Genomic DNA, 13502 nt, shown 5'->3' on the forward strand with positions numbered 1-13502 from the left:
CATGAAAAAAATAACACCACGAATCATTACAATTATCGCTTTTAGTGTTGCTTTAAATTACCTTGGCAGTACCATTGCATTGCTCCTTCGCTTACCAATCTATCTTGATAGCGTGGGAACTATTTTTACAGGTGCGTTATTAGGCCCACTCTTTGGTGCACTGACAGGTATTTTAACAAGTCTATTAACTGGATTGACAACGGATATCTTTTCTCTGTATTATTCACCTGTCCAACTCTGCACAGGAATTTTAGCAGGCTTGCTCCTTCATCAGCAGTTAAAAGTAACCAAATTACCATTTAAAACGTTGTGGTTAACGATACCAGGAACAGTGATTTCTTCCTTAATCACAGTTTGTTTATTTGGTGGAATTACTTCTGCTGGCTCCAGCATAATTGTCCAATTTTTATATGGTTTAGGCTTAAATCAGTTAGCAAGCGTCCTGTTGGTTCAATTGATAACAGATTACGGGGATCGTCTGCTATCAGTCATCATCGTCACAGCTGTTATCGCTGCCTTACCTAAACGTTCCTTTATAACAAAATAAACTGTTTTAATGCCAAAAAATGAGGAAATCATCTGTTGATGATCTCCTCATTTTTTTAGCGACTGCCAGGTTCTGAAGCTATAATCGTTAAATCACCTTCAAAACGCCAGCTCGGAATATCTGTTGGAAAGATAAAGCTATCGCCTTTTTTCAAATCAAAAGTAGCTACATCTGCTTTTGCAGCATCTTCTGTAATCAATCGACCCACACCTTCAATAACTGTTGCTAATGTATAAGGTGCTTGTTTTTTGACTTTTAGAATCCCACTGACACGCCACTCATAGACATTAAAGAAATCTGTTTTTACATAAGTAACAATGCTTGATTGTCCTTGATTTTCTTGTTGAATAGAGAGGTCAGGATCCTTTGCCGGAACGGTTGTCACATCAATGGATTGTTGAATATGCAATTCCCGGGTCTTTCCTTGATCATCTGTTCGATCATAATCATAAACCCGATACGTAGTATCACTGCTTTGTTGCGTTTCTAAAATTAAAATACCCGAGCCGATGGCATGAATAGTGCCGCTTGGTACATAATAAAAATCGCCTTTTTTCACTGGTACTTTTCTTAAAAGATCGTCCCAACGACCTTCTTCAATCATTTCAGCTAGTTCTTCTTTTGTTTTCGCGTGATGTCCATAAATGATTTCAGCGCCAGGTTCTGCATCAATAATGTACCAACATTCAGTTTTGCCTAGCTCGCCTTCATGTTTTTGGCCATATGCATCATCGGGATGAACTTGCACGGATAAATCATCTTCAGCATCTAAAATTTTCGTTAATAATGGAAAGACAGCGCCACCTGCATGGCCGAATAACTCTTGATGGTCTGCCCACAATTCATCTAATTTTTTTCCTTTAAATTCGCCATTTAAAACAGTACTAACGCCATGTGGATGTGCACTGATTGCCCAATCTTCACCAATTTTATCGCTCGGTAAATCGAAACCAAATAGCGTGTGTAGACGATTGCCGCCCCAAATTTTTTCTTGAAAAACAGGTTGTAAAAATAATGGTTCTTGCATTGACTGTGACCTCCCAAATTGAATTCGCTCTCATTATATCACTAAAAACTAGTCATTTCATCTGAAACTGATGATTTCTCTTTTAAATAGGTTGCCAACAACTGATCTCTTTCTTCGATATAAGTGTTCCGGTGGTCCTCTGGATGGACTCGATTAGATAAAAAGATAAACGCTGATTGTTGTTGCACATCAATTAGCAAAAAAGTGCCTGTATAGCCTGTATGGAATAATAATGGCCGTTGCGTAGCTACATCATATTTAAAATCCCAGCCTAGAGAACGTGGTTTATCTGCAGCTGGCACTTGGTTAACTAGTAACAAATCAATCGTCTCTTTTTTTAAGAATTGGAGATTGTGATAACTGCCTCGATTTAAATACATTCGAACAAATTTTGTTAAATCATAGACATTGCTAAACAAGCCAGCATTCCCTGCATGTTCCCGTAAAACAAATGCCTTAGGATCATGGGTTGCACCTCGAATCAACCCTCGTTGTTCATGTAATTCTGTTGGCACACAGTTTAAAGGATTCTTTGGTAGAAACGTACTTTCGTTCATCCCTAAAGGAAGCAATACTCGCTCAGATAAAATTTCTATCATTGATTGTTGGAACATTTCTTCTAACATAAAGCCTAATAAAATAGTCCCTGCATCTGTATAGACGACTTTTTTACCTATTGCTTTGCCTGCGTGAAATGAATGATTGTAGGCGTCTTTTAATTCTTGAGCATTCAGCTGATCACGATTAGGAATATAGCCTTGTAAATCTGCCGTATGTGTCAACAAATGCCGGATTGTAATATTAGGATCTTGAAAAGAGGGATAATAGGTTTGTAATGATTGATCTAGAATAATTTTTCCTTCTTCCACTAATTGTAAAATAACGGTGGTGGTGCCGACTACTTTGGTTAAAGAAGCCACATCAAACAGCATGGCCGAGGTTAATTGTTCTTTGGTGGGTTTTACTTGTGCGAGTCCCCAACAATTGCTCTCCTCTTTTTCACCTTCAATGAAACAAAAACTAGCCCCCGAAAAAACACCTTTTTTCATCATATTTTGAATTTTCCACTTTGTTTTTTCGTACATTTTTTCACCTACTATTTTTAATATTAAAGGAAAAGTCTAGAATAAGTCCCGAACAAAAGCAGCGTTAAACTTTTATTCCGACTTTATTCCAGACTTGCTAAAACAAGCTTATTTTGTCTGTCTAAGCGTTTATTTTAAGACAAACCACCATTCCAAGCCAATTGGATCAAACACAGTGACAATCGCTTTTTTCTGGTCAATAAAGAACTCTTGATTTTTTGCCGTTAATTGTTGCTCCATTGCTAAAATATGTTCTTGATCAGAGAGCTTAATGGTAAAGAAATCTAAACCTAAGTGTGGATCAGGTAATTGATCCACTTCACTTGTTTCAGGTTTTTGGAATCCAATAGTTGCTTTGCCATCTTCTAAAACAAATTGATCTTTTTCATTGCGTTTTAAACCCAGAACTTCCTCATAGTATGCTTTTATTTCTTTTTGATTGTTTGTTTTTAATTGCACATGCGCTAAATATGACCCAGCGGCTAACCCTTGATGTGGCTCTAAGTCCTCACTGATAAGATCTTTAAGCACAATTGGTTGCTTTTCAGAAGTCGAATTTGCTGTTGCTTCATCGTGAAAAATCTCAAATTGATTGCCTTCAAGATCAGTAATGAACATGCTTTGACGTGTGCCAATTTGGAAACTTTCATCAATTGGGTAGTCTTGTTCAAGCACTCGTTGAGCAATTTGTAAAAATTCTTTTTCCGTAGGAACTTTAATTGAAAAATAAGCCATTTGCTTTTCTTCATTATGAAAATCTTCGGCTTTTCTAGTTTCTTCTAAAATTAATAATTGCGTTCCTGCTTCACGTGTACCCCAGATAGACAGGTTATTTTCTTCTGACTTTAAAACAAAACCCATTACTTTTTTATAAAAGTCGACCATTTCGCCAACTTTTTTCGCACGAATGGCAATTGTTTTTAATGTCGCAGCTTTTTCTAATTGAAATTCAGTCATTTTTTCTGTTACCTCCATTTTCTTCTCTCCCATTTTATACATCTCTTGCTATTTCATCAAGTAATATCCTGTTTTTCTCAAAAGAAAATAGAAATTTTTCAATTTCGCTAACTTTTTGTTAAAAAATAAGGCTTCAGGAACCAGTCTTTACGACTATGGTTCCTGACGCCTCATCATGAATTAATATTTTTTTGCTTCGCCTTTTAGGCTACTTCTTCTGAAAACTGACTGTTATATAAGTCAGCATAAAAACCGTTTTTCGCCATTAATTCATCGTGGGTTCCTGTTTCCACAATTGAACCTTCTGCCATAACGATAATCGTATCGGCATCACGGATAGTCGACAAGCGATGAGCAACTACAAAGCTGGTCCGATTTTCCAATAAACGATTCATTGCTGCTTGAATCAGTATTTCTGTTCGAGTGTCCACACTTGAGGTGGCTTCATCCAAAATTAAAACGTCTGGATTTGCTAAGAATGCTCGTGCAATTGTAATTAATTGTCGTTGACCTTGAGAAATATTGCTGGCTTCTTCATTTAGAATCGTTTGATAGCCTTCTGGTAATTTTCTGACAAAATCATCCACATGGGCTGCTTTCGCCGCACGGATCACTTCTTCTTCGCTCGCTTGCTCATTACCATAATGAATATTGTCATAGATACTTCCAGTGAACAACCAAGTATCTTGAAGAACCATTGAAAAGTGTGCTCGCAACTCTTCGCGAGATAAATCGCGCGTATCTACGCCATCATATTTGATGCTGCCGCTACTAATATCATAGAAGCGTTCCAATAAGTTAATTAGGGTTGTTTTCCCAGCACCTGTTGGGCCCACGATTGCGACCATTTCCCCAGGTTTAACATTTAAATTGAAATCTTTCATTAATAATTTCTCTGGTGAATAGCCAAAAGCAACATGTTCAAAAGAAACACGATAAGGACTATCTGTTTCCACTGGTATGCCAGAAGGTTCATCCACCATTTCTTCTTCATCTAATACTTCAAAGACACGTTCTGCCGAAGCCACCGTAGCTTGGATTGTATTCATTAAATTAGCGATTTGAGTAATCGGTTGTGAAAATTGATTGGTATATTGAAGAAATGCTTGGACATCCCCTAAATCCATCATACCATTCGCTACTTTTACGCCACCAAGGACTGCAACAAACACGTAGCCTAGATTTTTGATAAAGTTCATTAAAGGCATAATGATCGCTGAAATAAATTGTGCTTTGCGACCAGCATGATATAATTTTTCATTTTCTTTTTCAAATACTTCTTGATCACTTTCTTCGTGGTTGAAACTTTTTACTACTACGTGACCACCGTAGGTTTCTTCGACTTGGTTATTCAATAATCCTAAGCTTTTTTGTTGAGCCGCAAAATGTTTTTGCGAGCGAGGCGCCACAACCATCACAACAATTAAACTTAATGGCACTGTTGCTAAGGCAATTAGTGTTAACTGCCAGCTAATGGTCAGCATCATCCAAAGTACACCCACAAATGTCACGATACTGGTAATTAATTGGGTTAAGTTTTGCTGTAAAGTACTCGCAATATTATCCATGTCGTTAATTGCCCGTGACATAATGTCCCCATTACTATGAGTATCATAATAGGAAATTGGAACTTTGTTCATTTTCGCTTCTAATTCTTGACGTAATTCATAAACTGTTCGCTGTGAAACACGTGTCATAATTACTTGCTGCAAGAAATTAAAGACAGCAGAAATAAGGTACATGGCAATAACAATTAATAAAATTTGACCAATTTTGTCAAAATCAATTGGAAAAGATGTTATTTTTAAGCCTTGTTTCATTTCAGCAGCGCCTTTCATGACGCCTTTAAAAATTTCAGTTGTTGCCTGTCCTAATACTTTTGGTGTTTGAATTTGGAAAACGACGGCTGCAATTGCTAATACTAAGACAGCAATAATTGACAGCATTCGTTTAGACATGTATCGAAATAAACGTTTCACTGTTTTCCAGAAATTTTTTGGTTTTGGCCCTTTTGCGCCAATGTTGCGTCCTGGTCCACCGCCCATTGGTCCGCCTTTTGGTCGACTACTCATGCAAGGTCCTCCTCTCTCAATTGAGAATGTACAATTTCTTGATACGTTTGGTTATTCGCTAATAACTCTTCATGCGTTCCTTTACCAACTAATTTCCCTTCGTCTAATACTAAAATTGTCGATGCTTCCATAACCGTACTTACACGTTGGGCTACTAAAACGACAATTGCATCCGTCATCTGCTCTTTTAAGGCTTTTCTTAAATTAGCATCTGTTTTGAAATCCAATGCAGAAAAGGAATCATCAAAAACATAGACATCTGCTGGTTTTACTAAAGCACGAGCAATAGCCAACCGCTGGCGTTGTCCGCCAGAGAAATTACCGCCGCCTTGTTCGACATGACTATCCAAACCTTCTGCCAATTCTGAAACAAACGCCTTCGCCTGCGCAATTTCTAAGGCTTGCCAAATTTCTTCATCGGTCGCATTTGGGGCGCCGTATTGCATATTTTCACGAATCGTTCCTGTAAATAAAACAGCCTTTTGCGGTACAAAGCCAATCATTTCTCGTAAATTATGCTGTGACGTATCTTTAATGTTTTTACCATTTAGCAAAATCTTGCCAGATTCAACATCATAAAAGCGTGGTAAAAGATTAACCAGCGTTGTTTTCCCAGAACCAGTCCCACCAATAATCGCGACCGTCTCCCCAGATTTTGCTGAAAAATCTATATCTTCCAGTGCTAAGTTTTCAGCATGCTGGTAACGATAATTAACATGTTCAAACGCCAATGTTGCTTTGTCGCCTTTTAGAGAGAGTAGTTCTGGATTGGGTACATCTTTGATTTCTGAATCAGTATTTAGCACCTCATTAATCCGATCAGCAGAAGCTTGCGCCCGCGGTACCATGACAAAAATCATGGATAACATCATGAAACTCATCAGAATTTGCATGGCATAAGTCATAAAGGCAATTAAGTTACCTACCTCTAGTTGCATTTCCGCAATATAATGACCGCCAAACCAGGTGATTGCAATATTGGTACCACTCATAATGAGTGTCATTAAAGGAATCATCAAAGCGACAATCGTATTCACTTTAATCGCCGTTTGTGTATAATCCTTATTGGCTTCATCAAAACGTTGTTCTTCATAGTTTGCTTTGCCAAAGGCCCGAATCACACGAACTCCTGTCAGTCCTTCACGAAAAACTAAATTTAAACGGTCTGTTTTCTTTTGCATGCTTTTAAATAACGGAACCGCTAAAAACATGATACCTCCCACTAAAACAGCCATAATTGGTAAAACATATAGAAAAATTTTCGTTAATTGTGGGTCCTTGTTATACGCCATAAAACTTGCACCAATTAACGTTAAAGGTGCGTTAATCATTAAACGTAAAAACATTTGCATAACCATTTGAATCTGATTGACATCATTGGTTGTTCGTGTAATTAGCGAAGCTGTCCCAAATTTATCAAATTCATTATTAGAAAAATTTTCAACTTTTCGATAAATATCAGTCCGTAATTTTTTTCCTAAACTTTGTGATTCTTTGGTGGCAAAAAAGGTATTTCCAATAGAAGCGACAATGCTAATCAAAGAAAAGCCTAACATGACAACTCCTGTACTCCAAATATAGTTAATATCTCCTTTAGCGACACCGTCATTAATGATATTAGATGTTAATGTGGGCAGATATAAATCTGCGATAATTTGTACGATCATAAATACAACCGCTGCAAAGACCGACCATAATGACATCCGTTTGACTAGTTTAATCAACTAACTTCTCCTCCTTTTTGCTACTTATAAGCGCCATTTTTCAACCAACTTAATTTCATTTTTAATTGTTTGACTGCTTCAGTTGAATCATAGGCAGTATTTTCTCTTTGTTGACGATACCCATCAACAATTGTTGAGAAAACGGCATGCATCGCCGTCTGCATGAACCATGTGAATTCTTTTGGCGTTTCAATGGTTAATTTCGAATGATCAATTATTTGATAAAGATGTTCTGCATAGGCAGCATGGCCTTTTCTTCCTCTATGCTTATGACAGTGCTGTTTCCTATTTTTTTCCTCTTCCCCAGTCGCTAAATTATCCGTCACCCGACGTGAAGCACGATAGTCCATGTTGACAAATAAATTCCGATAGAAAGAAGCATTCTCTCCAGTTAGCACTTCGACAATCATTTTGGAGAAATAGACATCCATGGCTTCGATTAAATCACCATTTTCCGCAATAATTTGTTTCTCTAAATCTCGTTCACTATTTTTTCTTAATGTCGCAAAGTAATAAAAATACAAATCTTCTTTGTTCTCAAAATATTGATAAAAGCTACCGCGCGGAATTCCCGCTAATTTAACAATATTTGCAATTGACGCTTCTTGTAAAGAATGGCGCGAAAATTCAATTTGCGCAGCATCTAATAAGCGTTGTTGCTTTTCTTCTGGCAAATGAAAAAACGTATTCGTAGGCATATTTGTGTTCCTCCCTTTTATGACACATTGTCATATGACACCATGTCATTATAGCACTCTCTATTCAGAATGCAAGTTTTTTACAAAAAAAATCAAGCACCTAGCAAGACAAAATTGATGTTAGATTCTGTCTCACCAGTTGCTTGATTAATAATAGTGTTTGATGCATTCTTGTAACAAGCCAGCGACCTCTTTTATAGGTCCATTGGCATCTATTCGTTGATAATTAGGATATTGTTCCAATTGGTTTTTGATAAGAATTTCTTGATCATAAAGGTTTAAACGTTCTTCAATAATTTTAGGATCAGATTCTCGTTGTTTTAAACGTTGATAAATATTTTCTTTTGAAACGTCAAAAAAAACTGGAATGACGGACTCGCCGAAACGCTCAAAGACCGCTTGAAAGCCTGGAAAAGTTAACGCATTATAGGCTGGATGCTCTTTCGTTGTTTCAACGATGGCAGCTACACCGACACCGTAATAGTTTCCATGGTAAAAATCATACTCCACTAACTGATTGGTTTCAATCAAGGCTTGAAAACTTGCTTTTGTTTCAAAATAGTAATCCACGCCATCCACTTCATCCAATCGTTTTTTCCTCGTAGTATGCGAGATAACTTTATAGTTTTTCGGAAAAACCTTACTTGTAATTGCGGTCTTGCCAGAACCACTCGGACCCATAATAACAAAAAATGGATGTTGTAATTGCTTAATCATTAGAAACGCTCCTCTCAGTTGTTTCTATTATAACGTATTGTGCACTATTTTGAAAAATTGACAAAAAAGAGCTTGGGCCAAAAATCACTTTAGATTTTTGGTCCAAGCTTAAAAATTAATAAACAGCGGAAACAGAAGCAACAACCTACTACGCTTATCTTGTTTTGTTTAATTACAATAACTAGTCTAAGTTTTGTCCATTAGTTTCAATAACTTGTTTGTACCAATTAAACGATTTTTTTTCATAACGGTTTTTAGTACCATTTCCTTCATCGTCTAAATCAACGTAAATAAACCCATACCGTTTACTCATTTCACCTGTGGAAGCACTGACTAAATCGATACAGCCCCACGGCGTATAGCCCATTAAATCGACGCCGTCTGCAACTGCTTCTGCCATTGCTTCAATATGACGACGTAAATAATCAATCCGATAGTCGTCTGCCACATAGAAATTTTCGTCTACTTTATCAATTGCACCTAAGCCGTTTTCCACAATAAATAAAGGTTTTTGATAACGATTATATAATTCATTTAGGGCGATTCGTAAGCCTTCGGGATCAATTTGCCAACCCCATTCACTTGCTTCTAAGAAGGGATTTTTAACGCCGCCTAAAAGATTCCCATTTGCTGTATCGTTGGTAGTACCAGTAACATCGACAGCAGTCGACATATAATAACTAAAGCCAATGTAATCCACTGGGTATTCTTTTAATAATTCTAAATCTCCTTCTTCAATAACTAAGTCTTTCACAGCATATTTTTGATACATGCGTTCTGCGTATGCTGGATATTCACCACGAACTTGAACATCTGTACAATAATAATTAAACTCTTGGTTTTCAATCATTGTAGCAACTTGATTGACTGGATTCGAATCAATGCCATACGTTGTGGCATAAATAATCATACATCCAATTTGTAATTCTGGATTTAATTCATGGCCAATTTTTACAGCTTTACTACTTGCAACAAATTGATTATGCCATGCTTGGAAAATGTTTTGATAATCATTGGCTCCATTGCTTTTTACCAATCCTTGACTAAGCGCTGGGAAATGAAAAGCTGAATTAATTTCATTGAATGTCATCCAATAGTTAACTTTTTGGTGGTAACGTGTTAAAACAGTTTCCGCAAAACGTTCATAAAAGTCAACTAATTGACGATTTTTCCACCCGCCGTATTCTTTCGCTAAATGCAGTGGCATTTCATAATGAGAAATCGTAATTACTGGTTCAATGTTATAGCTTAAACATTCATCGATAACCGCATCATAAAATTTCAAGCCGGCTTCATTCGGTTGTGTTTCATCTCCTTGTGGAAAAATACGCGACCACGCAATTGAAAAGCGATAACATTTGAAGCCCATTTTAGCAAACAACGCAATGTCCTCTTTAAAGCGATCATAGTGATCAATTCCTGTATGATTAGGGTAGCGATATTTCGTTTCGTCAATCGTCCAATCAAACGCTTCATCTCCTAAAATAGCGAAACGTTGTTTTCCTCCCGGCATCGCATCTGCCACAGATAACCCTTTACCATCGGCTAAGTAAGCCCCTTCTAATTGATTGGCTGCGGTCGCACCGCCCCATAAAAATCCTTTTGGAAATTTTGTCGTTGTTGTCATACTTGTTCCTCCTCCAATTGTCTTTTATTTAATAATGGCTAAAAAGTCTTCACCATGTAACACGTCTGTTTGGTTCATATCCAAAACATCTAAATAATCATTCGTATTCGTTACCACAATCGGTGTAACTACCGGATAACCAGCTTCTTTAATGGCAGCAATATCAAAAGTAACTAGCAAATCTCCTTTTTTAACAGAATCACCTTGTTTCACTGATAATTCAAAGCCTTTACCATCTAATTCGACCGTATCCATGCCAATATGCATTAATAATTCAACGCCCTCTGTTGTCGTCAAGCCAACAGCATGTCCTGTCGGAAATAATGTGGTGATTTCACCATCTGCGGGTGCATACAGTTTGCCTTCAGTCGGCTCAATTGCAACACCTTTTCCTAAAGCACCTGAAGCAAAAACAGGGTCTTGTACTTTTTCTAGCGGTAAAATTTCACCTTGAAGTGGACTTGCTAAAATAATTTTGTCTTCTTGATTCGTTTTTACAGGTGCCACCATCTTATCAGTTTCTGTTTTTTCAGTTGCTGTTTCTGGATTAGGTTGATCTTCAAAACGTAAGACAAACGTTAAGACAAACGCAATGATAAAGGCAATTCCGGCACCAATTGCACCAGTAATCATCGGTGCAGTATCTTTTGTCTCTGCAGGAATAAAGCCAGGCAAGCTCAACATACTAACCAAGCCAAACGTAAAGTTTTTCACGTGATTCATAGCCACAAATGCACCACCGATACCGCCACCAATACAAGCTGCAATAAATGGTTTTTTCAATGGTAAAGTCACGCCATATACAGTTGGTTCAGTAATTCCAAAAATAGTCGTAATACTTGAAGACAAAGCCAAACCTTTTAGTTTCACATTTTTTGTTAGGAAAAAGACAGCTAAAGCAGCCCCGCCTTGTGCAATAACGGCTGGTAATAACATCGGTACCATCGTATCGCCACCTTGTGTTAAGTTTAACATCATAATTGGTACAAAGCCCCAATGCATACCAAACATTACCAAGACTTGCCACAACGAACCCATTAATAACCCTGCGATAATTGGACTAAAAGCGTAAATTGCGTTGTATCCTTGTCCCAACCAATCGCCGATGACCGTCCCGATAGGACCAATAGCTAAGAAGGTAACAGGTGCCATAATAAGGAAAACAGCTAACGGAACGCAGATAATTTGTAGAAAACTCGGAATTACTTTTTTGAAGAAACGTTCTACATAACTTTGTGCAAAAACAGCCAAAATAATTGGTAAAACCGAAGAAGTATAGCCACTTGGCCCAATAATCACTGGAAGACCAGCAAAGCTAATTGTTTTGCCTGCTAAAGCAGTAATGCTGGGATGAACCAAGGCCATCGCCAAAGCAACCGCTAAAAAGGGATTAGTATTGAATTTTTTAGCAGCCGTAAACGCTAACATAATTGGTAAGAAAGTAAATAAACCATCTGCAATCGAAAAGAGAACAAGATATACGCCTGAAGTGTCAGCTAACCAGCCCATAGTTACAGCCAATGTTAAGAAGCCTTTTAGAACCCCAGCGCCGGCCATTGCACCTAAAAACGGTGTAAAAATAGAAGAAATAATATCAATTAAACGGTTAAAGATATTTCCGCCACTTTCTTTTTCTCTATTATCAGAATCATTACCTAGTCCACTGTTGGCCATCAAATCCTTATAGACATCACTAACGTGACTGCCAATAACCACTTGATATTGTCCTGCACTTTGAACTACCTGAATAACATCTGGGTCAGCATTCAATGCAGCTGTATCTGCTTTATTTTCATCTTTTAATTTAAAACGTAAGCGTGTAGCACAGTGAACAACACTATTAACGTTGCCTTCGCCCCCAACAGCTTTTAACACACGTGCTGCAATTTCTTGATTTTTACTCATCTCTAGATCCTCATTTCCATTAATTTTTAATATCAAAAAAACCTACATTGAAAAAGAGCCAGATCCTTCTCTTCACAGCTGCGCAGTCTGCGAAAATCGTTATCGGTTTTTTCAATCTAGGTTTTGCCTGCATTATCAGTAACAATCCGCGATTATTGGTTGTTATGCTTTTTTATCATTGACCACTCTTTGGATATGAATGGTTAAATAAATCATTTCCGCTTGATCAATTGGTCGATCATAGCTTTTTAATAAATACTCATTAATACGTTGGACCGCTTGAAACGCCTTAGGATACTTTCCTTGGACCAATGCAAAAAGAAATTCGTCCTCCTCATCATGCGCTTCTTGTTTTAAATAACGTTGCGCAAAATATTGAAGATGTGTAACAATTCGTTGATAGTTCAATGAATCTTCATCAAACACCTGTCCAAAGTAGCGACTAATAATCGTTAAAATATCACGAACCATCTTGGTTGCTTCCATGGTAACTTCCATATTGCCATTTCCTTGTTCAGCATTCACAATATGAAAAGCAATGAAGCCCGCTTCATTTTCTGAAAATTGAACCTCTAGCTTTTCAGCAATAATCGCTAATGCTTGCTTTGCGATTTCAAATTCTTTAGGATAAAATTTGCGTGTTTCGAATACAAGAGGATTCGGAATATCAATTCCTTCTTTGGCTCGAAGTAACGCATAGTGAATATGATCCGTTAAAGTTAAATAAATATTTGATGAAAGCTCAATCGCTAGCGTTGTTTCTGCTAAATCAACGATTTGTTTGACGACTTCTACTTCTTTGGTGGGGACGTCTTCAAACAGCTGCTGGAATTGCCCTGCCATAGCGGAGTCCTTTAACACGAATTCCTTTTCAACATAATCTGGATTGATCGTGTCTCCAATCTTCTTTTGAAAGGCTAAGCCGCGTCCCATATAAACAATTTCTTCGCCTTGCTCATTTCTTGAAAGCACGACATTATTATTTAAAACTTTTTCAATCCTCATGATGAATGCAACCTCACTTTTTTATAAAAAAAGCCCAGAATCCCTCCACTGATTGTGTTAATGGAAGACTCTGGTTTTGCCTGCAAAGCAGTAACAATCCTTATTTACAAAGTAATAATAGCATGCTTTTTTTTAATA

The 13502-nt window shown here is 37.4% G+C and carries 11 protein-coding genes; 1 reads left to right on the forward strand and 10 read right to left on the reverse strand.

The genetic code is table 11. The annotated features are described in order from the left end of the window. The first annotated feature begins 1 nt into the window (after position 1). Positions 2-547, forward strand: coding sequence for an ECF transporter S component (locus IGJ03_RS09485; protein ID WP_002356581.1), 546 nt, complete (start codon positions 2-4; stop codon positions 545-547). 55 nt (positions 548-602) lie between these two features. Here the strand turns inward: IGJ03_RS09485 and manA are convergent, their stop codons facing one another. The 10 genes from manA to licT all read right to left on the reverse strand — a co-directional run bounded on the left by manA (position 603) and on the right by licT (position 13364). Beyond that, positions 603-1574 (reverse strand): mannose-6-phosphate isomerase, class I, encoded by a 972-nt coding sequence (gene manA / locus IGJ03_RS09490; protein WP_002356580.1) that lies wholly within the window; start codon positions 1572-1574, stop codon positions 603-605. Positions 1575-1615: 41 nt separating this feature from the next. Beyond that, positions 1616-2659 (reverse strand): serine hydrolase domain-containing protein, encoded by a 1044-nt coding sequence (locus IGJ03_RS09495; protein WP_010777864.1) that lies wholly within the window; start codon positions 2657-2659, stop codon positions 1616-1618. A 129-nt stretch (positions 2660-2788) separates the two neighbouring features. After that, complete coding sequence (locus IGJ03_RS09500) at positions 2789-3658, reverse strand: VOC family protein (protein ID WP_002359617.1); 870 nt, start codon at positions 3656-3658, stop codon at positions 2789-2791. Positions 3659-3819: 161 nt separating this feature from the next. Next, on the reverse strand, positions 3820-5688 hold the full coding sequence (locus tag IGJ03_RS09505) for an ABC transporter ATP-binding protein (RefSeq protein ID WP_002359616.1): 1869 nt from the start codon (positions 5686-5688) through the stop codon (positions 3820-3822). After that, the gene (locus IGJ03_RS09510) at positions 5685-7412 is read right to left on the reverse strand and encodes an ABC transporter ATP-binding protein (protein ID WP_002379719.1); all 1728 of its coding nucleotides are present in this window, start codon (positions 7410-7412) and stop codon (positions 5685-5687) included. The genes IGJ03_RS09505 and IGJ03_RS09510 overlap by 4 nt, the downstream gene beginning before the upstream one ends. A gap of 20 nt (positions 7413-7432) precedes the next feature. Then, positions 7433-8110, reverse strand: coding sequence for a TetR/AcrR family transcriptional regulator (locus tag IGJ03_RS09515; RefSeq protein ID WP_002379720.1), 678 nt, complete (start codon positions 8108-8110; stop codon positions 7433-7435). 147 nt (positions 8111-8257) lie between these two features. Next, positions 8258-8827: a guanylate kinase gene (locus IGJ03_RS09520; protein WP_002387147.1), complete on the reverse strand. Its 570-nt coding sequence runs from the start codon at positions 8825-8827 to the stop codon at positions 8258-8260. A 181-nt stretch (positions 8828-9008) separates the two neighbouring features. After that, positions 9009-10454, reverse strand: a complete 1446-nt coding sequence (locus IGJ03_RS09525; protein WP_002362575.1) for a glycoside hydrolase family 1 protein — start codon at positions 10452-10454, stop codon at positions 9009-9011. 24 nt (positions 10455-10478) lie between these two features. Beyond that, a complete protein-coding gene (locus IGJ03_RS09530) occupies positions 10479-12359 on the reverse strand; it encodes a beta-glucoside-specific PTS transporter subunit IIABC (RefSeq protein ID WP_002359609.1) in 1881 nt (626 codons plus the stop codon). A gap of 162 nt (positions 12360-12521) precedes the next feature. Next, the gene (gene licT, locus IGJ03_RS09535) at positions 12522-13364 is read right to left on the reverse strand and encodes a BglG family transcription antiterminator LicT (protein WP_002397991.1); all 843 of its coding nucleotides are present in this window, start codon (positions 13362-13364) and stop codon (positions 12522-12524) included. Positions 13365-13502 lie beyond the last annotated feature (138 nt).

The sequence above is a fragment of the Enterococcus sp. DIV1315a genome (assembly GCF_051712325.1).
GTDB classification, from domain to species: domain Bacteria; phylum Bacillota; class Bacilli; order Lactobacillales; family Enterococcaceae; genus Enterococcus; species Enterococcus faecalis.